Raw genomic sequence first — 24,326 nt, 5'->3', positions numbered from 1 at the left:
TCATTCGCCCGGCTCGAAGGCGACCGGCAGCCGCGGCGCCTCGGCACCGGTCGGCGGCACCTGGAGCGTCTTCAGCGCGAACTGCATGACCCGCTTGTAGATCGGGCCGCAGACCTGGCCGCCGAAGTAGCTGCCCTTGGTCGGATTCTGTACGGCGCAATAGACGGTGATGCGGGGCTTGTCGGCGGGCGCGAAGCCGGCGAAGGAGGCCGTGTAGCCGTGGTACCGGCCGGTCTTCGGATCCACCCGGTTGGAGGTGCCGGTCTTGCCGCCGACCCGGTAGCCGGGGATCTTCGCGGCGGAGCCGGTGCCCTCCTCGTCGTCGACCACCGATTCGAGCATCCGGGCGAGCGTCTTCGCGGTCTTCGGGCTCACCACGCGGGTCTTCTTCGGCTTGGGCGCGGCGACGTACCGCCCGTCGGGGCCCTTCGTGCCGCGGACGAGCGTGGGCGCGATCCGTTCGCCGCCGTTGGCGATCGTGGAGTACACGGAGGCGGCCTGCACGGCGTTGAGCGAGAGCCCCTGCCCGAAGGGGATCGTGTACTGCTGCGAGGTGCTCCAGTCCTGCGGCTCGGCAAGGATGCCCGCGGTCTCACCGGGGAAGCCCAGCCCGGTCGGCTGCCCGATGCCGAACTTGTGCAGGTACGAGTAGAGCACCTGGTTCGCCTCGCGCTGGGTCTTGCCCAGCTGTGCGACGGACAGGATCGTGCCGATGTTGCTGGACTTGGCGAGCACTCCGTTGAGCGTGAGGTGCCAGGTCGGGTGGTCGATGTCGTCGGCGAAGAGCCGGTCGCCGCGGTGCAGCCGGTTCGGGACCGTGACGTGCGTGGACGGGGTCGCGGCGCCCTCCTCCAGCACCGCCGCCAGCGACATCAGCTTGCTGGTCGAACCTGGCTCGAAAGCATCGCTCAGGGCGGCGTTGCCGAGCGCGTCGGCGTCGGAGCGGGAGATGTCGTTCGGGTCGAAGGCGGGGGCGTTCGCCAGCGCCAGGATCTCGCCGGTCCTGGTGTCCTGGACGACGACGTAGCCGCGGTCCGCCTCGGACTTCTCGACCTGCTGGGTGATGGCCTGCTGCGCGGCCCACTGGATGTCCCGGTTCAGGGTCAGTTCGACGTCCGTACCGGGCACCGCGGGGTGCTCCTGGGTGTCGGCGGTGGGCACCCGCCGGCCGCCCGACTGGGCGTACACGAGCTTGCCGTCCTTGCCCGCCAGCTTCTTGTCCAGCATCGCCTCCAGGCCGCCCGCGCCCTTGCCGTCGGAGTTCATGAAGCCGAGCACTCCGGAGGCCAGCTCCTTGTTCGGGTAGACCCGCTTGCTGTGCGCGTCGGCGAAGATCCCGAGCAGGACGTTGGGGCGCGGGTCGCTCTTGGGCGCGGCCTGCGCCTTGGCGTCCAGCGCGGTCCGCAGGTCCTTGATCTGCTTCCAGACCTGGGGGCTCCGGCGGCGCGCGAGGAGGACGTAGCGGGAGTGGGACTTGGAGAGCTTTTCGGCCAGTTCCTTCTGCGGCTCGCCGAGGATCGGCGCGAGCAGCGCGGCCGCCTTCCGGGGCGCGTCATCGATCTTGATCTTGCCGGGCGCCAGCAGGCTGGGGTCGGCGGTGATGTCGTACGCGTCCACGCTGGTGGCCAGGTCCACGCCGTCCCGGTCGGTGATCGCGCCCCGCTCGGCGGCGAGCGTGACCGGTACGTACCGGTTGACGTTGGCCTTGGCCGCATACGTGTCGGCGTTCACCGCCTGCACCTGGAAGAGCCGCACCGCGAAGACCAGCATGACCAGCGTCAGCGCCACGGCCACCAGGCGGAGCCGCGGGCGGGGGCTGCCGAGCCGGATGGCGGCCGGCGCCGCGCCACGGGGGCGGGGCGGTCGCGGCGCCGCGGCGCGCTTCTTGGCGGCGGGGCGCTGCTGCGCGGCGGCGCGCTTCTGCGCGGCCGGGCGGCCGTCGGCGGACCGACCGGCGGACGGGGCACGCTTCGGCTCGCGTCGGGCGTCCGAGGGGCGCTTTGCGGCGGACGGGCGCCGGTCCGCCGGGCGGGGGACGCCGCGGCCGTCACCGGCCGCACCGCCGACGGCGGAGCGACCGCCTCCCCGGCCGGCCGCGCCACGGCCCGACGCGCCGCCCGACGCGGGGCGCGGGACCCGGCGCGGTGCGGCGCCGGCGGGCCGCGCGGGGCCCCGGCGGGCGCGCTGCTCCCGCCGGTTCTCCGGGTCCCTGGGGTCCCTCGGTTCGCTCACTGCTCCCCCTCGGTCTGCGTCCGGTCTGCGGGCGGTGCGTCCGCGTACGCGGCGTCCTGCGTCACGGGGTCACCCGCCGGAGGCCGTCGGGACGGACCTCGGGGAGGCGGTGCCGGCCGGACTCCCGGACGGCGCGTCCGAGGGCGTACCGGACGGCGTGGGCGTCCCGGAGAGGGCCGGCGGGAGGCTCTGCCGTGCTCCCATCAAGGCCGGCTGCCCCGTGGCCTCGGAGGGCACGCCGCGCACGGTGCCGTCCGGGTTCAGGAAGGCCGGGGTGCCGCCGGGCACCATGCCCAGCTCGCGGGCGCGCTTCTCCAGGGCGCCGGGCGCCGAGTAGCCGTCCACCTCCTGCTGGAGGGCCTGCTGTTCGTCCGTCAGCTCGGTGGTGCGCTTCTCCAGCCTGCTCAGCTCGAAGGAGCCCTGATTGAGTGCCGAGTTGAGCAGCAGCAGGGTGATCAGGCCGGACCCGAGCAGCACCACGACCAGCAGCACGAAGGGCGTGCGCGCCGCCGTGCTCGTACCGGAGGGGATCAGGGCGGCCAGCCGCCCGCCCCCCGTACCGCGAAGCCGCCCGGGTCCGGTCACGCGTGGTCCTCCCGGATGCGTTCGGCGCCGCGCAGCCGGGCCGGCGCCGCCCTGCGGTTCTCCTCGATCTCCGCCTCCGTGGGCAGCTCGGCGCCCCGGGTCAGCAGCTTCAGACGCGGCTGGTACTGCTCCGGCACGACCGGCAGCCCGGGCGGTGCGGTGTTGGCGGCACCCGCCGCGAACACCTGCTTGACCAGCCGGTCTTCGAGCGAGTGGTAGGACAGGACGGCGATCCGGCCGCCGACGGCGAGGGCCTGCACCGCGTTCGGCACGGCGCGTTCGAGGACCGACAGCTCGCCGTTGACCTCGATGCGCAGCGCCTGGAACGTCCGCTTGGCGGGGTTGCCGCCGGTGCGCTTGGCGGCCTGCGGGAGGGCGTCCCGGATCAGCTCGACCAGCCGCGCGCTGTTCGTGAACGGCTCCTTCTCGCGCTCCCGCACGATCGCCGAGACGATCCGCTTGGCCTGCTTCTCCTCGCCGTAGGCCCGCAGGATGCGGACCAGCTCGCCCGGCGGGTAGGTGTTGAGGACCTCGGCCGCGCTCATGCCGGTCGTCTGGTCCATCCGCATGTCCAGCGGGGCGTCCTGGGCGTACGCGAAGCCGCGGTCGGCCTCGTCCAGCTGCATCGAGGAGACGCCCAGGTCGAACAGGACGCCCTGGACGCGCGGCACGGACAGCCGGGCCAGCACCTCCGGCAGCTCGTCGTAGACGGCGTGCACGAGGGTCGCGCGGTCCCCGAAGGGGGCCAGCCGCTCCCCCGCGAGCTTCAGGGCCGACGGGTCGCGGTCCAGGCCGATCAGGCGCGCCGCGGGGAACGTCGACAGCAGCGCCTCGCTGTGTCCCCCCAGTCCGAGCGTGCAGTCGACGACGACCGCACCGGGCTCCGCGAGCGACGGGGCGAGCATGTCCAGACAGCGCTGGAGCATGACGGGGACGTGGCGGGTGTTGCTGCTGTTCATGCGCCTTCCGATGAGGAGGGCGGCGGATACCGCCCCCGCGGGGAAGGTGCCCACCTGCCGTTGGCGGACGGAGGCCGCACGTGCTGCTTGGTCCCCGCCCGCTCTGAAGGGGAAGCGGCCGTCCGCCGACGGGGAAGAGCCGCCGGATGGCCGGTGGAGCGGGAGGAGACCGAACCGCACGTGCGGTTCCCCGCGCGCGGGAGTTCGGGATCCAAGGAGAGTCTCACGCCTCCCACTTCGCGTCACTTTAGTCCACTCATCCCTTCGGTCAACCAACTGGTCGGGCGCGTCCTGAAGCGGTCGCCGGGGGGCTGCGGAACGCCGCCGTCCGGGCGTTGGGAAGGAGGGACTTTCACTCGTACAGGGGAAGGCCGGCCATTCTTGTGGGTTACCTCACAGGAATGGCCCGTTGACCCGCTATGCCCGTCCTCACGAGCGGCGCTCCGGCACGGTAGCCATTACTTTTATGGCTATGTCGATATCCGAGTCGCAGGCACCGTCCCCGTCCGACAACGCAGCCGCCTCCTCCGGCAGCTCCGTCACCGACCGCCTCGTCGAGGCCAATGCCCGATATGCCGCCGATTTCACGGACCCCGGCATGGACGCCCGTCCCGTACTGAAGGTCGCCGTCGTGGCCTGCATGGACGCCCGGCTCGATCTCCATGAAGCGCTGGGCCTGGAGCTCGGCGACTGCCACACCATCCGCAACGCGGGCGGTGTGGTCACCGATGACATCATCCGTTCCCTGACCATCAGCCAGCGTGCGCTGGGCACCCGCTCGGTGGTGCTCATCCACCACACCAACTGCGGCATGCAGACCCTGACCGAGGACTTCCGCCATGAACTGGCCGAGGAAGTCGGACAGCGGCCGAACTGGGCCGTCGAGGCGTTCAAGGACCTGGACGCCGACGTACGCCAGTCGATGCAGCGCGTCCGTACGTCGCCCTTCCTGCTCCACACGGACGACGTACGCGGCTTCGTCTTCGACGTGAAGACGGGCCTGCTGCGCGAGATCGATCCGCAGCACTGACGCGGCACCCCCATACGTTCCACCGTTCGCCGGTACGTCGACGACGTACCGGCGAACGCGCGTTCCGGCCACCGACCTGCCCGGCGGCCGGCGTCCGCGGTCCCGAGTTATCCACAGCCCATGACGCGAAGCCGCGCGGGCGGCAAGAATGCCTACGTGACGTCGTGTCCGGCCGGGCCGGGGACGGTGTCGCACCGGGGTGGGCCGGACCAGGAAAGGCGTCGGCCCCGAAACAGGGGAAGCCCGCTCCACGCGAGCGCGGGCAAGGGCCGAGGAGGACCGGGTGACGACCTATGACGAGCCAGCGAGCCTCAGAGATCTGACCGCCGCAGCCGCGCGTGTCCGCCGGTCGGTGGAGGGTGTGATCGAGGGCAAGCCCGAGGTCGTGCGCCTCGCGCTGACCGTGCTGCTCGCCGAGGGCCACCTCCTCATCGAGGACGTACCGGGTGTCGGCAAGACCATGCTGGCCAAGGCGCTCGCCCGGTCCGTCGACTGCTCGGTGCGCCGCATCCAGTTCACCCCCGACCTGCTGCCCTCGGACATCACCGGAGTCAGCATCTTCGACCAGCACCGGCGCGACTTCGAATTCAAGCCGGGCGCCGTCTTCGCCCAGATCGTCATCGGCGACGAGATCAATCGCGCCTCCCCCAAGACCCAGTCAGCGCTCCTGGAGGCCATGGAGGAGCGCCAGGTCACCATGGACGGCCGGACGTACGCCCTGCCGAGCCCCTTCATGGTGGTCGCCACGCAGAACCCCCTGGAGATGGAGGGCACCTACCCCCTCCCCGAGGCGCAGCGGGACCGCTTCCTGGCCCGCGTGTCCATCGGCTACCCCGGCCCCGAGGCCGAGCTGCAGATGCTGGACGTGCACGGCGACACGTCCCCGCTGGACGACATCCAGCCCGTCGCGCACGCGCACGAGATCGTGAAGATGGTCGAGGCGGTGCGGACGGTGCACGTCGCGGAGCCGGTGCGCAGATACGCCGTCGAGCTGATCTCCGCCACGCGCAGCCACCCCGACCTGCGGCTCGGCGCCTCTCCGCGGGCGACGCTCCATCTGCTGCGGGCGGCGAAGGCCGCGGCCGCCCTCGCCGGACGGGAGTACGTCCTCCCGGACGACCTCCAGTCGCTGGCCGTCGCGGTCCTGGCGCACCGCCTGCTGCCCACCGCGCAGGCCCAGCTGAACCGCCGCTCCGCCGAGCAGGTGGTCCTGGAGATCCTGCACCACACCCCGGTCCCCGACCCCGCGGCGCAGTGGCCCCCGGCCTCGCGGAGTTACTGATGCCGGGCGCGAGCGGGGGGACCGAGGGGCCGGCGGCCGGCCGGGGGTACGGGCGGCCCGGCGCAGCGGAGAGCGGCGGCCCCGCGCCCTCGGGTCTGCCGGCCGGAGACGGGCTGCGGGCCGCGCTGAGCGGACTGTCGACGCGCGGGCGGTCGTTCCTCGCGGCCGGCGTCGCCGCGGCGGTGTGCTCGTACGTCCTGGGCCAGGCCGACCTGCTCCGGGTCGGGCTGCTCCTGGCCTCGCTCCCGCTCGTCTGCGCGGCCGTGCTGCACCGCACCCGCCATCGGGTGGCGGGCGGCCGCACCCTCTCCCCCGCGCGGGTCACGGCAGCCGCCGAGACCCGGGTCCGGCTGCGCGTCGAGAACGTCTCCCGGCTGCCGACCGGCGTCCTGATGCTCCAGGATCAGGTGCCGTACGTCCTCGGGCCGCGACCGCGCTTCGTCCTGGACCGGGTGGAGGCGGGCGGCCGCCGGGAGCTGTCCTACCGCGTCCGCTCGGACCTGCGCGGCCGCTATCCCCTCGGGCCCCTGCAGCTGCGCCTGTCCGACCCGTTCGGCATGTGCGAGCTGACCCGCTCGTTCAGCGCGCAGGACGTCCTCACGGTGGTCCCCCGGGTCGAGCCGCTGCCCCCGGTGCGGCTGGCCGGCGAGGCCTCCGGGTACGGCGACGGGCGGCACCGCGCGCTGGCCCTGGCGGGCGACGACGACGTGATCCCCCGCGGCTACCGCCACGGCGACGACCTGCGCCGGGTGCACTGGCGCTCCACCGCGCGCCACGGCGAGCTGATGGTCCGCCGCGAGGAGCAGCCCCAGCAGGCCCGCTGCACGATCCTGCTGGACACCCGTGGCGCGGCCCATCGGGGGTCCGGCCCGGACTCCCCGTTCGAGTGGGCGGTCGCGGGCGCCGCCTCGATCGGAATGCATCTGCTGGAGCACGACTTCTCGGTGCGTCTGCTGACCGACACCGGCAGCTCCGTGCCCGGTACGGACGGCGCGGGCGGCTTCTCCGGCGGCGCGGCCGACGCGGCGGGGCTGCTGCTGGACACGCTGGCCGTCGTCGAGCATTCCGAGGAGCCCGGCCTGTCCCGCGCGTACGAGGTGTTGCGCGGCGGCGACGAAGGCCTGCTGATCGCCTTCTTCGGCGACCTGGACGAGGAGCAGACCGCGCTGGCGGGGCGGCTGCGCCGACGCAGCGGGTCGGCCGTGGCCTTCGTGCTGGACGGCGACGCCTGGGGCGGCGCGGCGGCGGCCGGCCCCGAAGCGGCGCCCGCACCACTCCCCCTCGCCGACCGGCTGCGCCTGCTGGGCGACGCGGGCTGGACGGCCCTCCCGGTGACCCCGCGGGACACCCTGCCGGCCCTGTGGCGGCTGGCCGACCCCGCCCGCACACCGCGGACGACGCCGCAGGGCTCCCCCGGCGCGGCAACGGCCGGCGGCCCGGCGGGTGCGGCGTACGGGCCGGGTGCGGCGTACGGGCCGGGGGCGGCGTACAGGCCCGGCGGTTCGTACGGGCCGGGTGCGGCGTACGGGCCGGAGGCGCCGCCTCGGGCCGCCGGCTGGAAGGGGGCGGAGCGATGAGCGGCCGTGCGCGGCTCGCGGTGTGCGCGATGGTGGCGACGCTCAGCGCCGCGTGCGCGCTGCTGCCGCTGGTGGAGCCGATCGGCTGGGTGTTCCAGGCGACGATCCTGCTCGCGCTGGTGATCACGGCCGGCGCGCTGGCCCGCCGGGTCCCGCTGGCCCGCCCGCTGACCGTCGCCGCCCAGGCTCTCATCGGTCTGCTGCTGCTCACCGTGCTGTTCACCCGCGGCCAGGCGGTCGCCGGCGTGCTGCCGGGCCCCGACGCCTTCCGGGAGTTCGGCCAACTCCTCCAGGAGGGCACCTCCGACGTCGGCCGGTACGCCATCCCGGCCCCGGTCACCACCGGCATCCGGCTGCTGCTGGTCGGCGGCGTCGTGCTGATAGGCCTGATCGTGGACGCGCTCGCCGTGACGTACCGCAGCGCGGCGCCCGCCGGGCTGCCGCTGCTCGCGCTGTACTCCGTCGCCGCCGGGCTGTCCAAGAACGGCGCGGGCTGGCTGTGGTTCCTGGTGGCGGCCGCCGGATATCTTCTGCTGCTGCTCGCCGAGGGCCGCGACCGGCTGTCCCGGTGGGGCAGGGTGTTCGGCGGCGGCCCGACGACCGCGGGCCGCCCGTACGCCACCGCGCCCGTACCGCCCGGTGGAGCCACCCCGGCCCCGGTCCGCACGGGCCGCCGGATCGGCGCCCTCGCCCTGGGCATCGCCCTGATCGTGCCGGCCGCACTGCCCTCGCTGAGCGGTGGGCTGCTGGACATGAGCGCCCGCGGCGGGGCCGGGGGCGCCGGCGGCACGATCTCCGCGGTGAATCCCCTGGTGTCCCTCCAGGACAGCCTCAACCAGCCCGAGGATCGCGAGGTCCTGAACTACCGCACGACCACCCCCGACACCCGCGACCTGTACCTGCGCATCGTCGCCCTGGACCAGTTCGACGGGGCGGCCTGGAAGCCGTCGCAGCGCACGGTCGTGGACGTACCGGACCGGCTGCCCGACCCGCCGGGCCTGGCCCCGGACGTGGACACCACCGCGGTGAACACCTCGGTGTCCGCCGCCCGGTGGTACGCACAAAACTGGCTCCCGCTGCCCTATCCCGCCTCCCGGGTCGACATACCGGGCCGTTGGCGTTTCGAGCCGGAGGGTCGCACCCTGGTCGGCGACCGCGGCCAGAACACCCGTGGGGTCCGCTACCAGGTGGAGAGCCTGATCGTGCGCCCGACGGCCCGGCAGCTGGCCGACGCGCCGCGGCCACGTCCCGCCCTGCGGCGCGAGTACACCCGCGTGCCCGACTCACTGCCCCCGGTGGTCGAGCGGACGGCGCAACGGGTGACGCGGGGCGCCCGCTCGGACTACGCCAAGGCGGTCCGGCTGCAGGACTGGTTCGCGCTGCGGGGCGGCTTCACGTACAACACCGAGGTCCGGGCGGGCAGCGGCACCCAGGCGATCACCCGCTTCCTGGAGCAGAAGCAGGGCTTCTGCGTGCACTTCGCCTTCTCGATGGCGGCGATGGCCCGCACGCTGGGCATCCCCGCCCGGGTGGCGGTCGGCTTCACGCCGGGCGGCAGACGGGCCGACGGCTCGTACTCGGTCGGTCTGAGGGACGCGCACGCCTGGCCCGAGCTGTACTTCGAAGGCGTCGGCTGGACGCGCTTCGAGCCGACGCCCAGCCGGGGCAGCGTGCCGGACTACACGGTCACCGCGGACGCGCCTGCCGAGGAGGACCCGGGCCGCGCCGAACCGCTACCGGGCCGGACCGCCGCGCCGCGGCCCGCCGAGCCGTCCACGGACGGCGGGACCTGCCCGCCGGACCAGCGCCGGGTGGCCGAGTGCGGGGCGGTGCCCGGGGCGTCCGGGGGCGGCCCGGCCGACGACGGGCCGGCACCGGGGACCCTGGCGGCCGGCGCGCTCGCCGTGCTGCTGGTCCTGCTGCTGCCCGCCGTACCGCTCCTGTGGCGCATTCGGAGCCGCGCCCGCCGTCTCGCCCGCGACCGCGCCGCTCCCCCGGGTGCCGGCCCGCCGGACTCCGGCGCCGCTCCACCGGCCTCCGGCCCCGGACATCGGCGGTCCCCCGCGCACTCCGGGCACGGCGCCGGAGGCCCACCCCGGTCGAGCCTCTCCCGGGCAGGCCACGCCGAGTCCGGGGCAGGCGTCGCCGATCCCCGCGCGGGCGTCCCCGGTTCCCGGACCGGCGGCGCCGATGCCCGCCGGGTGGTGCTCGGCCCCTGGCGGGAGCTGGTGGACTCGGGCTGGGACTACGGCATCGTCCCGGACGACGCGCTGACGCCGCGGAAGGCGGCCGAGCGGATCGTACGGGTCGGCGAACTGACGGGCCCGGCGGCGGAGGCGGCCCACCGGGTCGCCGGCGCGGTGGAGCAAGCCCTCTACGCACCGCATCCCGAGGCCGCACCGGGCCTGGCCGAGGACGTACGCCGAGTCCGGGCCGGCCTGCACGCCGCCGCCTCCCGAGGCCAACGCCTGCGCGCCCTCCTCGCCCCGCCCTCCGCCGTCCGCCTCCTGTGGTCCGCCTCGGCCCGCGCCTCCGCCGTCCTGGGACGCCTCCGCACGGCGGTACCGGGCCGATCGGCGGCCCGGTAGGGGTGGTCTTCCCGGTCGCGGTGCGCGGAGAGGGGCGCGTCGCGACGGGCGGGACGGGAGACGGCGATACGCCATACGACACAGGGCACACGGCACACGGCAAAGGGTGTGGGTCGCCCCTTTGAAGTCAGGGGGCGACCCACACCCTTGGCAGACCGGGCGGAACGCGGAGGCCGGCGGCAGCGGGCGCCAGGAGGACGAGAGGCGCCGCGGGCGACCGGCATCGTCGTATCGCAGGCGGCCGGCGGCACGCGGACGTGCTCCACCGGCCGGCCGGGGACGGCTGGGCTCAGTGGCCCTGTTCGTCCCTGCGACGCTGCCAACGTTCTTCGATGCGGTCCATCATCGAGCGCCGCGACCGGGACGTACGGCGGGACTGCCCGCTTCCGCCGCCGCGGGCGGCCCCCGCTCCGGCCTGCTGCTCACCCGGCTTGGGCGCCTTACGCCAGCTGGTGACGGCCAGGACCGCGCAGCCGAGCATCACGAGGAAGCCCACCACGCTGATCCAGATCTGCTGTGCGACCATTCCGGCCATGAGGAGCGCGATACCTACCAGGAAGCCCACGACCGCTTGGTAGACCCGTCGCCGGGTGTACGTACGCAGCCCACTTCCTTCAAGCGCTGTCGCGAACTTCGGATCTTCGGCGTACAGCGCTCGCTCCATTTGCTCGAGCATGCGCTGCTCGTGCTCCGAGAGCGGCACGGAGTCCTCCTACTCGTCGGTCGCGGGGGGCGACCGGGTGCGACCCTTTCAGGATAGGCAGGGAATCGCCCCCGTGAAACCCGCCCCTCTACGCCAATTCACTGTCCGCGCCACCATGGTGGCCGGTGGTGATGCACCCTGCATTCCCCAACCGCCCTCACGCCATGCCGGACGTTGTACCTCCGATCATACGGGGCGAAGCGGCTGATCGGGGGGCCTGTGGCCGACTGCACCCGCCGACCGGTGTCCGACCGGGGCTGACGGCCGGCCGGCACAGGTGCCGCGGGCCGTCAGCCCCGGTCGGCGAGGACGTGCAGCTGGGTGGCGACGGAGTGGAAAGCAGGCAGCTCGGCGGCCGCGGCCTCCAGCTTGAGGAGGGCTTCCATGGCGCCCGGCTCGGTGTCCACGAGCACCCCGGGGACCAGGTCGGCGAAGACCCGTACGCCGTGCACCGCACCGACGGCCAGGCCGGTACGGGTGACCAGGTCGGTGAGCTGCTCCGCGGTGAAGCGGCGGGGCACCGGGTCGCCGTCGCCCCAGCGGCCCGCGGGGTCGCTCAGGGCGCGCTGCGCCTCCGTGAAGTGGCCGGCGAGGGCGCGGGCCAGCACCGCGCCGCCCAGGCCGGCGGCGAGCAGGCTCAGCGTGCCGGCGGGGCGCAGCGCCGCCACGGCGTTGCGGATGCCCTCGGCGGGGTCGTCGACGTACTCCAGGACGCCGTGGCAGAGCACCGCGTCGTAACCGCCGCGCTCGACGACGTCGAAGAGGCCGTGCGCGTCCCCCTGGACGGCGCGGACCCGGTCGGCCACGCCCTCCTCGGCGGCCCGGCGCTCCAGGGCGAACAGGGCGTTGGGGCTGGGGTCGACCACGGTGACGCGGTGGCCGAGCCGGGCGACGGGCACGGCGAAGTTGCCGGTGCCGCCGCCGGTGTCCAGGACGTCGAGGGCGGCACGCCCAGCGGCCTTGGCCCGGCGCTCCAAGGCGTCCTGCAGGACCTCCCAGACCACGGCGGTACGGAGGGATGCGCGCGGGCGCAGCGGGTCAGACACGGCGGGTGGCTCCTCGCGGGACATGTACTGATGAGGCGCCTCCCACCCTATGGGGTCGCGCCGCCTCCACCACGACCGAGCACTGCCGAACCGCGCCGGAAGCCCGCTCCCGGCCTTTCCGGGACCGGCCGCTTCGGCGCGTACCCGCCGCGCCCTGCGCGAACCGGCCCCCGGCTGTTCCCGATCCGGCCCGGCCGTACCCGACCCGCCCCCGCCGTACACGAACCAGCCGGCGTACGCGTACCAGCCGCCACACCTCGTTGGCGCACTCCGCGGTCCGTGCCGACCGGCCCGCCCCGGCCCGCCCCCGGCGCGCCTCAACGGGCCCGAGAGGGAATTCCGCCGACCGCCACGGAAAAGCGGGCCGCCGCCCGCCCGAGGCGAGGAAAGGCGCTCCCCGCGACCCGCGCAAGGAAGCCGCCCACCCCCGGGCCGAGAAGTCAGCCGGGTGAGAAGTCAGCCGGACCGAAAAGACAGCCGGTTCAAGTTGTCCGCCGGCCCTTCAAGAAGTCCACTCAAGAAGTCCACCGACCCGAGGAGTCGGTCGGACCGAGAAGTCGCGCGGAGAAGTCGAGCGGCCCGAGAAGTCGGTCGGCCCGAGAAGTCGGTCGGCCCGAGAAGTCGAGAGGCCGAGAAAAGGAGCGCCCGCGGACGGGAACTCGGCGGATTGCGGAAAGGGAGAGCAGAAGAACCCGCAGCAGAAGAACCGGCGACAGAAGAACCGGCGGCAGAAGGGCCGGCGGCGCGACCGGGGCGTGGCCTGGCGGCACCGCGGTCCGGACGGGGCCGGACCGGTGGCTCAGATCTCGTGGTAAGGGCCGGCAGCAGAGGGGCGGATGCAGAGCGGCCGGCGAGCGGCAACGGCATCCGGACGGCAGCGGGCCGGGAGTCGGGACGGCGGCAGGCCGGGAATCGCACGGCGGCAGGCCCGGAATCGCGCGGCGCAGAATGCACCGGATGCGCCCGGCAGGCGGGGACAGCGCCCGGCATCCGCGGGTCCCCGCTTCCCGGTCAGGGCACCGCGCCGCCGCGCCGCCCGCGCGGCCCGCACCCGTCGGTCCCGGCAGCCGGTCGTCATCCCGCGCGGGAACGCGGCGGCGGGAGCAGGGGCTGGAGGGCCAGGAGGCGTTCTATGAGGCGGAGGAAGTGGGCGACGGCGCGGAGGAGGTCGTCGGCCTCGCGGGGACCGGCCGCCCCCGGTATGCCGGCCTCCGCGCGGGCGCGGCGCTCGGCGCCGGCCGCGAACAGGGCGCTCCACTCGGCTAATTCGGGCGCGACCTCCGGCAGCACCTCCCAGGCGCTGCGGATGCGCTGGCGGCGGCGGAGGGTGGGCTCGGGGCGGCCCCGTACGGCGAGGACGGCGGCCGCGCCGCGCAGCGCGGCGAGGTGGGCGGTCGCGTAGCGCTCGTTGGGGGTTTCCAGGGAGGCGGCCTCGGCCAGCCCGCGCTGGGCCTTGGCGAGCAGGTCGAGGGCGGCGGGCGGGGCGCCCGTCCGGCGCAGAACGGGATGGACATCGCTCGGGGGACCGTACGCAGCTGAACCTGCCCCTTGGGGACGAGTTGCCATGACGAACCTCCTGTCGTCGCATAACGGCTCGGAACCGCTCACACCATCGTGAGGCACCCCACTGACAATCGGCCTGACCTGCTCTTTCTCCCCTGTAGCCGAGATCACGCCAGGGAAACCCCGGCCGACTTGCATACACCCCGGCATCGTGCGGCATACTTTTTGAACTGACTGGTCAGTTCAAGAGGGAGGGAACGTGGACAGCACCCCGCACGGGGCGGCGGTCAAGGCCCAAGGACTCGGGGTCAGGGGACCTCGCGGCTGGGCGTTCCAGGACGTCGACTTCACGGCCGAGCCCGGCGCGCTGATCGCGATCGAGGGGCCGTCCGGCTCGGGCCGTACGTGTCTGCTGCTCGCGCTCACCGGACGCATGAAGACCGCCGCGGGCAAGGCCCGGGTGGCCGGCCTGTCACTGCCGAAGAAGATGGCCGCCGTACGGGCGGTCACGGCACTCGCCCATGTCCCCGGCGTCGCCGAGCTCGACCCGGCCTTCACGGTCGCCGAGCACCTGCACGAACGCGCCCTGCTGCAGCGCCGCTTCGGCGGCCCCGTACGCGCACTGCTGCGCCCGCGCCGCGAGCGCCGGGCCGAGGCCCGGGGCCGGATCGACGCCGCACTGGAGGCCGCCGGGCTCGACCCGGAGACGCTGCCCAAGGGCGTACGGACCTCCGTACGGGACCTGGAGCGGCTGGAGGCGCTGCGGCTGTCCGTCGCGCTGGCCCTCATCGGCTCGCCGCGGCTGCTCGCCGTCGACGACACCGACATGAAGCTGTCGGACGAGGAGCGGAAGCAGGCCTGGGCGATGCTCCGCGGGCTGGCGGCGGCCGGCACGACGGTGCTGGCGGTGTGCAGCCAGGCGCCCGGGGACGCGCTCGTGGTCTCCACGGCACGCCGCCCGGAGAAGCCGCGAACCGAAGAGGCCACCGAGGCCTCGACGACCGGGCCGGACGAGCCCGAAGGCCCGGAGCGCGGGGCGGAGAAGCCGGGGGCCGAGGCGGCACCCGGAACGGGCACCGAGACGAGCACGAAGAACGAGGAGGGGGCGGCGGATGCGCTCGCCGAAGCTGGCCGCGCTTGAGCTCAAGCGGTTCGGCAGGGGGAAGCTGCCGCGCGCGGCGCTGGTGGCCCTGCTGTTGCTGCCACTGCTCTACGGGGCGCTCTACCTGTGGTCCTTCTGGGACCCTTACTCGCGCCTGGACAAGATCCCGGTCGCGCTGGTCAACTCCGACCGGGGCGCCTCGGCCGACGGCCAGCAGGTCAACGCCGGTGACGACCTGGTCGACGGGCTCAAGGAGAGCGACACCTTCGACTGGCACCCCGTCAGCGCCGCCGACGCCTCCAAGGGGCTGGAGTCCGGCGCGTACTACCTGTCGCTGACCGTCCCCGACGACTTCAGCAAGCGGATCGCGTCCAGCTCCGGCGACCACCCGGTGACCGGCGAGCTGAAGGTCCGCACGAACGACGCGAACAACTACATCGTCGGGCAGATCTCCCGGTCGGTCTTTTCCGAGGTGCGCTCCGCGGCCTCCGCGAAGTCCTCCCGCAGCTTCCTCGACAAGATCTTCGTGTCCTTCTCCGACCTGCACGACAAGACCAAGGAGGCGGCCGACGGCGCCTCCGAGCTGAAGGGCGGCATCGGGAAGGCCAAGAAGGGCACCGGTGACCTGAAGGACGGTCTGGACACCGCCAAGAAGGGCAGCGGCGACCTGGCCGACGGCGTGGACACCGCCAAGAAGGGCAGCCACGACCTGGCGAACGGCCTGAAGGACCTGGACTCCGGGGCCGGCAAGCTCGACACGGGAGCGGGCAAGCTCTCCACGGGCGCGGGCCGGGTGGCCGACGGCACCCAGCAGCTCGCCGACAAGGTCAACGCGGCGAACAAGGAGTACGGCCCCTTCGTGCGCGCGCACGGCAAGGAGATCGGCGAGGCCGCGCGCCTCGTGGCCGACGGTTCGCAGGCCGTACGGGACAACCTCGACAAGCTCCCGCAGGCCGCGGCGGACGGCGCCACGACCTCCCGTGCGCTGGCCGACCAGGTGGCGACCTTCTACAAGCTGCGCTGCGAGAAGGCCCTGACCGAGCGCGACCCGTCCTGCACCACGCTCAAGGACATGCGCGACAAGTCCGACGCGGCGGCCGACAAGGCCGAGGAGGTCAGCGGGCTGGTCAAGAACGAGAAGAACCTCGCCCAGCTGAACAAGGACCTCGGCACGCTGCACAAGCTGGCCCAGACCCTGGCCGATCACGGTCCTACGCTGGGCACGGACCTGGACGCCGCCGTCAAGCAGATCAACGCGCTCAACAAGGGCGCGCACTCGGTGGCCACCGGCGCCGACAAGCTGGCCACGGGAGCCGGCGACCTGCACAAGGGCACCGGTACCGCCAAGAAGGGCGGCAGCGACCTGGACAGCGGTCTGGGCAGGCTGCAGACCGGCGCCGGCGACCTCGACGAGGGCGTGGGCAAGCTCAAGAACGGCGCCGACACCCTCAACGGCGGCATGTTCAAGCTCTCGGACGGCTCCTCGAAGCTGGCCGGCGGGCTCCAGGACGGCGTCAAGAAGATCCCGGACTACGACAAGGACCAGCGGGACACGCGGACGAACGTGATGTCCGACCCCGTACAGCTCGCCTCGGACTCGGCCCACAAGGCGCCCAACTACGGCACCGGCTTCGCGCCGTACTTCATCCCGCTGTCCCTCTGGGTCGGCGCGATGGTCGCCTACATGCTGATCCAGCCGCTGAACCGGCGTGCGCTGGCGGCCGGCGCGAGCGCCTGGCGGACCGCGGTGTCGGGCTGGCTCCCGGTGTTCGCCATCGGGGTGCTGCAGATCGCGGCCCTGATGTCCGTGCTGCACTTCGGGCTGGGCCTGGAGATGATGCACGCGGCGGGCACGATCGGGTTCCTGGTCCTGGCCACGGCCTGCTTCTCGGCGATCGTGCAGTGGCTGAACGCGCAGTTCGGCGCGGCGGGCCGGATCCTGGTCCTGGCACTGCTGATGCTCCAGCTGACCTCGGCGGGCGGTACGTACCCCGTGCAGACCAGTCCCGGGTTCTTCAACGCGCTCCACCCGTACCTGCCGATGACGTACATCGTCGGGGGCCTGCGCCGCCTCATCACGGGCGGTGACCTCACCCCCGTGTGGCAGGGCAGCATCGTGCTGGCGCTCTTCACCGTGGGCGCGCTCGCGCTCACCACGTGGACCGCGCGCGGCCGGCAGGTCGTACGGATGAAGGACCTGCACCCGGAGCTCAGCCTGTGAGCGCGCGCACCGCGGCGTCCGGGTCCCGGGCGGCGACGTCCGGGACCCGGCGGGTCACCACCGCGTCACGTCCCGTGTGGGCGGGCGCCGCGGTGCCGCCCGCACCGGGCACAATCGCCTCCATGGACAGCTCCAACACGCGTCGTGAGGCGACCCGGCGCAAGCTCTTCGAGGCCGCGGTGACACTCATCGCCGAACAGGGTTTCTCCTCCACCACGGTGGACGAGATCGCCGAGCGGGCGGGCGTCGCGAAGGGCACCGTCTACTACAACTTCGCGAGCAAGAACGTGCTCTTCGAAGAGCTGCTGCGGCACGGCGTGGAGATGCTGGCCGGCTCGCTCCAGGAGGCCGCCGACGAGGTGGCGGAGCGCGGCGGCTCCCGGGTCGACGCGCTGGACGCGATGATCCACGCGGGGCTGTACTTCATCTCGCAGTACCCGGCGCTCACCCAGCTCTACGTGGCCGAGCTGTGGCGCACGAACCGCACGTGGAACACCACCTTGATGATGGTGCGGGAGCGGGCCGTCTCCGTCGTCGCCGAGGTCATCCGCGAGGCGGTGGCCGCCGGCGAGCTGAGCGAGGAGATCGACATCCCGCTGACCGCCTCCGCGCTCTTCGGAATGGTGCTGGTGGCCGCACTGGACTGGCAGTCCTTCCAGCCGGACCGGTCGATCGACGACGTGCACGCGGCGCTCTCCCGGCTCCTCCAAGGACGGGTGAGCGGCCATCAGGGCGAGGGCGGAGCAAGCGCCGTGACCGCCCCGGGCCCGTCCTGAGGATGAGCACCCAGCCCTGAGTACCCGTACTCAGTGAGCGAGATGAGTAGGTACGCGGATGGGCCGCGACCTGCGTGGACGGGAGAGTGGAAGCCACGGAGGGGAAGCCGGCACCGGGACCGCCGACACGGGGCGGCGGAACGGTACGGCCTCCCCGACGTGGCAGGGGGAGCCACGGGGGAAACGGGGCTCCACGGGGGTCACGGGGGACGGGGCTCCACGCTCCACGGGGCTCCGGGGAAACCCGGAGAAACGCGGAGCACGGGGGACTTCGGGGAGACCCGAAGTGCACGGGGGAAAGCACGGGGGCCCCGGGGAAACCCGGGGAGCACGGGGGCTCCGGGGAAACCCGGAGAAAACGGGGGAAGCACGGGGGACGCGCTGTCCTGGTCGGATCGAAGGGGGAACGATCCGCGCCAGGGCAGCGCGCTTTTTCGTGCCCGGACCCCGGCGCGGGAGGCCGCCCGGCGGCGTTGTCAGTGGTCGCCGATAAAGTCACGGACATGGCACGGATTGCGGTGATCGGCGCCGGGACGGGCGCGATGGCGACCGCTGCCCGGCTGGCCGTCGCGGGCCACCGGGTGGCGGTGTGGGAGCGCGGCGAGACCTACGGCGGCTCGCTGCGGCGGTTCGAGCGCGCCGGTTTCGGCTTCGACACCGGCCCCGGGCTGCTGCATCTGCCGGCCGTGCAGCGCGACCTCTTCCTCAAGACCGGCAAGGAGCCGCTGGAGAGCGTCGTCGACCTGGTGCAGGTCGACCCGGCCGCCCGCCACGTCTTCCCGGACGGCACGGACGTCACCCTGCCGAACGCCTCGCGGGCCGGGGTCATCGAAGCGCTGGACCGCGCGCTGGGAGCGGGCGCCGGCGAGCGCTGGAGCGAGCTGCTCGGCCGGGCGCGGGAGGCCTGGGACCGGACCCGGCGGCCGCTGCTGGAGGAGCCGCTGTGGTCCGACTGGCAGGTGCTCGGGCGCGAGCCCTATCCCGCCGTGGGGCGCAAGGGCCTGCTCAAGCGGCGCCCGGCGCGCACCCTCGCCGAGGTCGCGGCCCTGGAGCTGAAGGACCCACGGCTGGTCGCGCTCCTGGAGAGCCACGCGCTGGCGTACGGCTTCGACCCCCGCGCCGCCCCCGCGAGCGCCACGGTCCTGCCGTACATGGAGCAGACCTTCGGCACGTGGTACGTGAGCGGCGGCATGCGCGCGCTGGCCACCGCGCTGTACGAGCGGTGCCTGGCCCGCAAGGTGGAGTTCGCCTTCGGCGCCGAGGTGCGGCGACTGGTCCGCAAGGACGGCCGGGCGGCCGGCATCGAGCTGGCGGACGGGCGGATCGAGGAGGCCGACGTGGTGGTCGCGGGCGTCGACCCGTGGACGCTGGCCGGGCTGACCGCCGACTCCCCCGGTGCCGCCGGGCAGGTCCGCGGCGCCGGTGACGTGCTGCCGCCGTCGACGCCGCCGAGCGGGCGGTTCAGCGTGCTGCTGGCACTGCGCGGGGGCCGTGCGCCGGACGCGGTGCACCGTACGGTCGTGCACGCCGCCGACCGTGCAGCGGAGCTGACGGCCGTCTTCGGGGACGGCGGCGGGCTGCCGCAGTCGCCCACGGTGACGGTGCTGCGCCCCGACGACCCGGCCCAGCGGCCCGACGACGGCCACGAAGCGGTGACGCTGACGGTCACGGTCCCCGCGCACGCGACGGGCGGCACCGGCGGGGTCGACTGGACGGCGGACGGGGTGGCCGAGGGGTTCGCGGACCGGGTGGTCGCGGCGGCCGACGCCGCGGTGCCCGGGCTGCGGGACCGGATCCTGTGGCGCGAGATACGGACGCCGGCGGACACGGCCGCCGACACGGGCGCGGCGGGCGGCGCGGTGCCCGGCCCCGCGCTGGCCGGCCTGGACGGCCGAGCGCTCGTCCCCGCCAACCGCACGCGGATACCGGGGCTCTACACGGCCGGTGGCTGGTCCCATCCCGGCGGCGGCCTGGCCCATGCGGGCATGTCCGGCGCGCTGGTCGCGGGCCTCGTCGTGCACGGCGACGACTGGCACGGCTCGGAGTAGCGGCAACGCCACGGCAGCGGGGGCGGCGCAGTCGTGCCGGGGGCGGCCGCTGCGGTCAGTAGCGGTACTGCTGGCCGTCGTACCCCTGCTGGGGCGGGTAGCCGTAGCCCTGGTGCTCCGGCTGGTATTCGGGCTGGTGCGGAGGCTGTTCGTCCGTCCCGCGCTGCTGGGGCACCCAGACGCCGCCGGGCGGGGTCTCGGGGCCCGCTCCGTAGTGCTGACTGTCATAGCCCGCGCCGTACTGCTGCGGGACCTGGCCGCCGTGTCCGTACGGGTCGTACCCGCCGTAGGGGTCGGCGGGCGCGTACGGGCCGGCCTGCGCGTAGGGGTCGTACGCACCGCCGTAGGGGTCCTGCTGCGCGTACGGATCGGCGTAGCCGCCGTGGTCGCCGTAGCCACCGTGGCCGTAGCCGCCGTGACCGTTGCCGTAGCCGCCGTACGGGTCGGCGTGGCCGTCGTGGGCGGCGGCCGGCTCGTAGTAGCCGCCGTACGGATCCTGCGGCTGCTGACCGGGCCGGGCGTCGGTGCTGTATATGCCGTACTGGCCGGTCTCGTCGGGCATCGGCTCCGGGGCGAAGACCGGCGCGACCTGGGTGGCGTCGGCGTACGGATCGGCGTAGCCGTCCGGGCGGGCGTCGTAGGCGTCCGCGTACGGCGCGGCGGCCGCGTCCGGGGCGTAGCCCGCGGGTGCGTCGTATTCGCCGCGCGCCTCGTCGGCGTCGCCACCGTGATCCGCCGCGGCCTCCTGCAGCCCCGCACCGCCGTCGCCCGTGTCCGGGCCGGTCTGCGGCACGGAGGCGTCCGGCGCCGCGCCGGCCCCGCCCCGGCCGCCGCCGCGCCGGCGGCGGCTGCTCACCTTCGGTCTCCCCGCGGCGAGCGCCCAGCCCATCGTGAAGCCGCGGCGGAAGGAGAGCGTGACGTAGGTCTGGCCCACGGCGAAGGCCGCGGCGCCGATCGCGATGACCACGATCGACGGCAGGACCACGCCGACGACGACGCCGAGGAACCCGGCGAAGGCGAGCAGCCGCCAGCGCAGCCGGGCCTTGTACTGGAGCAGGACCTCGCTCAGCAGCCAGAGCGCCACGATGCCGAACGCGATGTAGAGGATCGTCCAGCCCATGTACGCCCCTGTTTCCGCCGCTGCGGGCACGTGGTCAGGTCTGCTGGTGCAGACCCAGATTCTCGTAGATTTCCAGCGTCGCCGTGGAGTGGTTCAGGGTAATGAAGTGCAACCCGGGAATGTCCTCGGCGGTCAAGCGTGCACACAGCTCCGTGGCGTACTCGATGCCAATGGAGCGTACCGCCGCGGGATCGTCCTTGACCGCAAGGATGCGATCCGCCAGTTCGGGCGGGAAGGCCGCATTGCTGAGCTGCGCGAACCGCTCGATCTGCCGGACGTTCGTGACCGGCATGATCTCCGGGATGATCGGCGTTTCGCAACCGGCGGCGGCCACCCGGTCACGAAGGCGCAGATAGTCCTCCGGGTAGAAGAACATCTGGGTGATCGCGAAGTCGGCGCCCGCACGGCACTTGTCCACGAAGTGCCGGATGTCGGTGTCCCAGTCGGTGGAGCGCGGGTGCATCTCGGGGAAGGCCGCGACGCCGACGCAGAAGTCGCCGGACTCCTTGATCAGGCGGACCAGGTCGGCGGCGTACGCGATGCCCTCGGGATGGCGCACCCACTCGCCCATCGGGTCGCCGGGCGGGTCACCGCGCAGCGCGAGCATGTTGCGGATACCGGCGCCGGCGTACTGGCCGATGATGTTCCGCAGGTCGGCGATGGAGTGGTTGACCGCGGTCAGGTGGGCGACCGGGGTGAGCGTGGTGTCCGTGGCGATCCGCTCGGTCGCGCGGACGGTGCCCTCACGGGAGGTGCCGCCCGCGCCATAGGTCACCGATACGAAGGTCGGCGCCACGGCCTCGATCCGGCGAATGGCCTTCCACAGGGTCCGCTCGCCCTTCTCGGTCTTGGGGGCGGCGAACTCGAAGGAATAGGACCGTTTGCCCTCAGCGAGCAGTTCACGCACCGTGCGTGCGCGGTCAGTCCTGGTGGAAGGGGTACCTAGGGCCATACCGGCAGGTTAACCACCGGCCTGGCAGCCCCCCAACCACGCGCTGCGGTATGCCCCGGTTTGCCGGGCTCCTGTTCACCAGTCGGACACTTCACGTCAGACCACTGCTCACCGCCCGCGCGCCGTGACGGCGCCTGTGCGCGCCACGTCACCCCGGGTGTGCGTCAGGCCGGGTGGGCGACAGACCGGTGCGCGTCAGGCGTCGTACGCGCGGATCCGCCGCGCCAGCTCGGCCGCGGCGGCGCCGGGGTCCTCGGCCTCGGTGAGCGCGCGGACCACCACGACGCGGCGGGCGCCTGCCGCCAGCACCTCGTCCAGATTGCCCGCGTCGATGCCGCCGATGGCGAACCAGGGGCGGGCGGGGCGCCGCGCGGCGGCGTACCGCACGAGGTCCAGGCCGGGGGCGTGCCGCCCGGGCTTGGTGGGGGTGGGCCAGCAGGGGCCCGTGCAGAAGTAGTCCACGCCCGGAGCGGTGAGGGCGGCGTCGACCTCCGCCTCGGCGTGGGTGGAGCGGCCTATGAGCACGTCGTCGCCGAGGACGGCGCGCGCTGCCGGGACGGGCAGGTCGCCCTGGCCGAGGTGGAGCACGTCGGAGCCGATGGCGTGCGCGACGTCCGCGCGGTCGTTGACCGCGAGCAGCTTGCCGTGCCGCTTGCAGGCGTCGGCGAAAACCTCCAGGTGGGTCAGCTCCTCGCCGGCCTCCATGCCCTTGTCGCGCAGCTGCACGATGTCCACACCCGAGGAGAGCACGGCGTCCAGGAACTGCGGCAGATCGCCCTGCTCCTTGCGGGCCCCCGTGCAGAGGTAGAGCCGGGCGTCGGACAGGGCCTGTCGTGCGGTGCTCATCGGGTGTTCCCCCCAGTACGGGCGTACGGACCGGATCTGCCGGTCCGTACGCCCTGCGGTTACGGCGATGGTGACGGGTGTGTCAGACGGCGAGCGCCTGCGCCCGGCGCTTCACCTCCGTGCCGCGATTCTCCCGCAGCGCCTGCGCCGGCGTACCCGGCAGGGTCTCGTCGGCGGTGAACAGCCACTCCAGCATCTCTTCGTCGGTGAAGCCGTCGTCCCGGAGGAGCGTCAGCGTCCCCACCAGGCCCTTGACGACCTTTCCGTCCTTGATGAACTCGGCCGGCACATGGAGGGCCCGGTTCTCACCGCGGCGCACCGCGATCAGCTGGCCCTCCTTGACCAGCTGCCGGACCCGCGTCACCTCGACGCCGAACGCCTCGGCGATGTCGGGGAGGGTGAGCCAGGCGGAAACCAGTCCATCGATCTTTGCGTCAATCTCGGTCACACCCCAAGCGTGCCATCCCCCACTGACAGTCGGTAGCCGGGCATCGCCATCGGTGCACACCACCGGCCACACGAGGCGGCCGGCCGGTCACTGGAGCCCGGGCAGCGCAGCCGACTTCAGGGGCACCGAGGCGTCGGCGGCACGGGCCCGGTCGAGCAGGGCGCCGCGCTCGATGAGCTTGCGCCCCTGCGCCAGATCGCGCGGCCTGCCCACCGCCAGCAGGGCCACCAGCGCGCCCTCCCGCAGCCACAGGGCCGTCCACGCCGCGCTCTCCGGGTCGCCGCGCCAGATCAGCTCGTCGGCGACCGGGCTGTACCCGGCGCACTGCACGAAGCGGCCGAACTGCTCCGACCAGAAGTAGGGCACGGGGTCGTACACCGCGCCCTCCGCCTCGCACCGGGTGAGGTTCGTGGCGACCGTGCGCGGCCCCTGAAGGGCGTTGTCCCAGTGGTGCACGAGGAGGCGACGCCCGTAGCGCGCGGACGGGAAGGAGGCACAGTCGCCGACCGCGTACACGTCCGGCACGGAGGTGCGCAGCCGCTCGTCGGCCCGTACGGAGCGGTCCTCGCACAGCTCGACGCCCGAGCCGGCCAGCCAGTCCGTCGCGCACCGCGACCCGATGCCGATCACCACGGCGTCCGCGGGCAGCGCCGTGCCGTCGGCGAGCACGACGGCGCCCTCCTTCACCGCGGCGACCCTGGTGCCCGTACGCAGCGTGGCGCCCGCGTCGGCGTACCAGCGGGCCATGTGCGCTGCGACCTCCTCGGGCAGCGCGCCGGCCAGCGGGCGGTCCGCCGCCTCCACGACGGTGACCGCGCAGCCGGCCTCGCGTGCCGCGGTGGCGAACTCCGCGCCGATCCAGCCGGCGCCGACCACCACGACGCGCTGCTGCGCCGCGAGCACCGGGCGCAGCCGCTCGGCGTCGTCCAGGGTGCGCAGCACGTGGACGCCGGGGACGCCCTCGCTGCCCGGGAGGGTGACGGCCTCGGCCCCCGTGGCGAGGACCAGCCGGTCGTACGGGACGGGGCCGGTGTCCGTCAGCACTTCGTGGGCGTCGGCGGCGAGTCCGGTGACCCGGCGGCCGAGTTCCAGGTCGATGCCGAGGGAGGCGAAGTCGACGTCGAAGGCCGAGCCGTCCGCCTTGCCGAGCAGCACCGCCTTGGAGAGCGGCGGCCGGTCGTAGGGCGGGTGGGGTTCGGCGCCGAGCAGGGTGATGGTGCCGCGCCAGCCCTGTTCGCGCAGGGCAACGGCGGTCTGTACGCCCGCCATCCCCGCGCCGGCGATGACGACGCGGCGCGAGCGGTCGGG

At 73.8% G+C, this 24,326-nt stretch carries 20 protein-coding genes; 8 read left to right on the top strand and 12 right to left on the bottom strand.

Going from position 1 to position 24,326, the window contains the following annotated elements; genetic code table 11:
* From IF20_RS16055 to rsmH, 3 genes are all read right to left on the bottom strand, one after another.
* Nucleotides 1-2,232 (bottom strand): peptidoglycan D,D-transpeptidase FtsI family protein, encoded by a 2,232-nt coding sequence (locus tag IF20_RS16055; protein ID WP_110944200.1) that lies wholly within the window; start codon nt 2,230-2,232, stop codon nt 1-3.
* A gap of 69 nt (nt 2,233-2,301) precedes the next feature.
* The gene (locus IF20_RS16050; protein ID WP_052865829.1) at nt 2,302-2,817 is read right to left on the bottom strand and encodes a septum formation initiator family protein; all 516 of its coding nucleotides are present in this window, start codon (nt 2,815-2,817) and stop codon (nt 2,302-2,304) included.
* On the bottom strand, nt 2,814-3,776 hold the full coding sequence (rsmH, locus tag IF20_RS16045; protein WP_052865828.1) for a 16S rRNA (cytosine(1402)-N(4))-methyltransferase RsmH: 963 nt from the start codon (nt 3,774-3,776) through the stop codon (nt 2,814-2,816). The genes IF20_RS16050 and rsmH overlap by 4 nt, the downstream gene beginning before the upstream one ends.
* 472 nt (nt 3,777-4,248) lie before the next feature.
* On the opposite strand from rsmH, the gene IF20_RS16040 reads away from it, so the two are divergent.
* The 4 genes from IF20_RS16040 to IF20_RS16025 all read left to right on the top strand — a co-directional run bounded on the left by IF20_RS16040 (nt 4,249) and on the right by IF20_RS16025 (nt 10,253).
* Nucleotides 4,249-4,806 carry a beta-class carbonic anhydrase gene (locus tag IF20_RS16040; RefSeq protein WP_052865827.1) on the top strand — a complete coding sequence of 186 codons (558 nt, stop codon included), beginning with the start codon at nt 4,249-4,251 and terminating at the stop codon, nt 4,804-4,806.
* Nucleotides 4,807-5,089: 283 nt separating this feature from the next.
* On the top strand, nt 5,090-6,088 hold the full coding sequence (locus IF20_RS16035) for an AAA family ATPase (RefSeq protein ID WP_052865826.1): 999 nt from the start codon (nt 5,090-5,092) through the stop codon (nt 6,086-6,088).
* Nucleotides 6,088-7,665 (top strand): DUF58 domain-containing protein, encoded by a 1,578-nt coding sequence (locus IF20_RS16030; RefSeq protein ID WP_110944199.1) that lies wholly within the window; start codon nt 6,088-6,090, stop codon nt 7,663-7,665. Before IF20_RS16035 ends, IF20_RS16030 begins: the two co-directional genes overlap by 1 nt.
* Nucleotides 7,662-10,253: a transglutaminaseTgpA domain-containing protein gene (locus IF20_RS16025; RefSeq protein ID WP_052865956.1), complete on the top strand. Its 2,592-nt coding sequence runs from the start codon at nt 7,662-7,664 to the stop codon at nt 10,251-10,253. Before IF20_RS16030 ends, IF20_RS16025 begins: the two co-directional genes overlap by 4 nt.
* Before the next feature lie 289 nt (nt 10,254-10,542).
* Here IF20_RS16025 and IF20_RS16020 read toward each other — a convergent pair whose 3' ends face one another.
* The 3 genes from IF20_RS16020 to IF20_RS16010 all read right to left on the bottom strand — a co-directional run bounded on the left by IF20_RS16020 (nt 10,543) and on the right by IF20_RS16010 (nt 13,568).
* Nucleotides 10,543-10,956 carry a DUF3040 domain-containing protein gene (locus IF20_RS16020; protein WP_052865825.1) on the bottom strand — a complete coding sequence of 138 codons (414 nt, stop codon included), beginning with the start codon at nt 10,954-10,956 and terminating at the stop codon, nt 10,543-10,545.
* A gap of 290 nt (nt 10,957-11,246) precedes the next feature.
* Entirely contained in the window at nt 11,247-12,002 is a 756-nt protein-coding gene (locus tag IF20_RS16015) for a methyltransferase (protein ID WP_052865824.1), read from the bottom strand.
* 1,074 nt (nt 12,003-13,076) lie between these two features.
* Entirely contained in the window at nt 13,077-13,568 is a 492-nt protein-coding gene (locus tag IF20_RS16010; protein ID WP_052865823.1) for an SAV_6107 family HEPN domain-containing protein, read from the bottom strand.
* Nucleotides 13,569-13,764: 196 nt separating this feature from the next.
* Between IF20_RS16010 and IF20_RS16005 the strand changes: the two genes are divergently transcribed.
* Both IF20_RS16005 and IF20_RS16000 read left to right on the top strand, forming a co-directional pair.
* Nucleotides 13,765-14,646 carry an ATP-binding cassette domain-containing protein gene (locus IF20_RS16005; protein WP_052865822.1) on the top strand — a complete coding sequence of 294 codons (882 nt, stop codon included), beginning with the start codon at nt 13,765-13,767 and terminating at the stop codon, nt 14,644-14,646.
* Complete coding sequence (locus IF20_RS16000) at nt 14,618-16,828, top strand: YhgE/Pip domain-containing protein (protein ID WP_052865821.1); 2,211 nt, start codon at nt 14,618-14,620, stop codon at nt 16,826-16,828. The genes IF20_RS16005 and IF20_RS16000 overlap by 29 nt, the downstream gene beginning before the upstream one ends.
* On the opposite strand, the gene IF20_RS40515 is transcribed toward IF20_RS16000, so the two are convergent.
* Nucleotides 16,818-16,952, bottom strand: coding sequence for a hypothetical protein (locus IF20_RS40515; RefSeq protein WP_267881133.1), 135 nt, complete (start codon nt 16,950-16,952; stop codon nt 16,818-16,820). The genes IF20_RS16000 and IF20_RS40515 overlap by 11 nt on opposite strands.
* Here IF20_RS40515 and IF20_RS15995 point away from each other — a divergent pair.
* Both IF20_RS15995 and IF20_RS15990 read left to right on the top strand, forming a co-directional pair.
* The gene (locus IF20_RS15995; RefSeq protein WP_052865820.1) at nt 16,951-17,604 is read left to right on the top strand and encodes a TetR/AcrR family transcriptional regulator; all 654 of its coding nucleotides are present in this window, start codon (nt 16,951-16,953) and stop codon (nt 17,602-17,604) included. The genes IF20_RS40515 and IF20_RS15995 overlap by 2 nt on opposite strands.
* A 503-nt stretch (nt 17,605-18,107) precedes the next feature.
* Complete coding sequence (locus tag IF20_RS15990) at nt 18,108-19,652, top strand: phytoene desaturase family protein (RefSeq protein ID WP_052865819.1); 1,545 nt, start codon at nt 18,108-18,110, stop codon at nt 19,650-19,652.
* A 55-nt stretch (nt 19,653-19,707) separates the two neighbouring features.
* Here IF20_RS15990 and IF20_RS15985 read toward each other — a convergent pair whose 3' ends face one another.
* The 5 genes from IF20_RS15985 to IF20_RS15965 all read right to left on the bottom strand — a co-directional run bounded on the left by IF20_RS15985 (nt 19,708) and on the right by IF20_RS15965 (nt 24,287).
* On the bottom strand, nt 19,708-20,772 hold the full coding sequence (locus IF20_RS15985; protein WP_052865818.1) for a hypothetical protein: 1,065 nt from the start codon (nt 20,770-20,772) through the stop codon (nt 19,708-19,710).
* A 34-nt stretch (nt 20,773-20,806) separates the two neighbouring features.
* Complete coding sequence (gene metF / locus IF20_RS15980) at nt 20,807-21,724, bottom strand: methylenetetrahydrofolate reductase [NAD(P)H] (protein WP_052865817.1); 918 nt, start codon at nt 21,722-21,724, stop codon at nt 20,807-20,809.
* 195 nt (nt 21,725-21,919) lie between these two features.
* On the bottom strand, nt 21,920-22,570 hold the full coding sequence (gene thiE, locus IF20_RS15975) for a thiamine phosphate synthase (protein WP_052865816.1): 651 nt from the start codon (nt 22,568-22,570) through the stop codon (nt 21,920-21,922).
* Between the two features lie 82 nt (nt 22,571-22,652).
* A complete protein-coding gene (locus tag IF20_RS15970; RefSeq protein ID WP_052865815.1) occupies nt 22,653-23,018 on the bottom strand; it encodes an Rv2175c family DNA-binding protein in 366 nt (121 codons plus the stop codon).
* Nucleotides 23,019-23,105: 87 nt separating this feature from the next.
* Nucleotides 23,106-24,287 (bottom strand): NAD(P)/FAD-dependent oxidoreductase, encoded by a 1,182-nt coding sequence (locus IF20_RS15965; RefSeq protein WP_052865955.1) that lies wholly within the window; start codon nt 24,285-24,287, stop codon nt 23,106-23,108.
* Nucleotides 24,288-24,326: the final 39 nt, after the last annotated feature.

It is taken from the genome of Streptomyces niger, assembly GCF_000718305.1.
Classification (GTDB): domain Bacteria; phylum Actinomycetota; class Actinomycetes; order Streptomycetales; family Streptomycetaceae; genus Streptomyces; species Streptomyces niger.
This window is presented reverse-complemented; position numbering and strand designations above follow the sequence as displayed.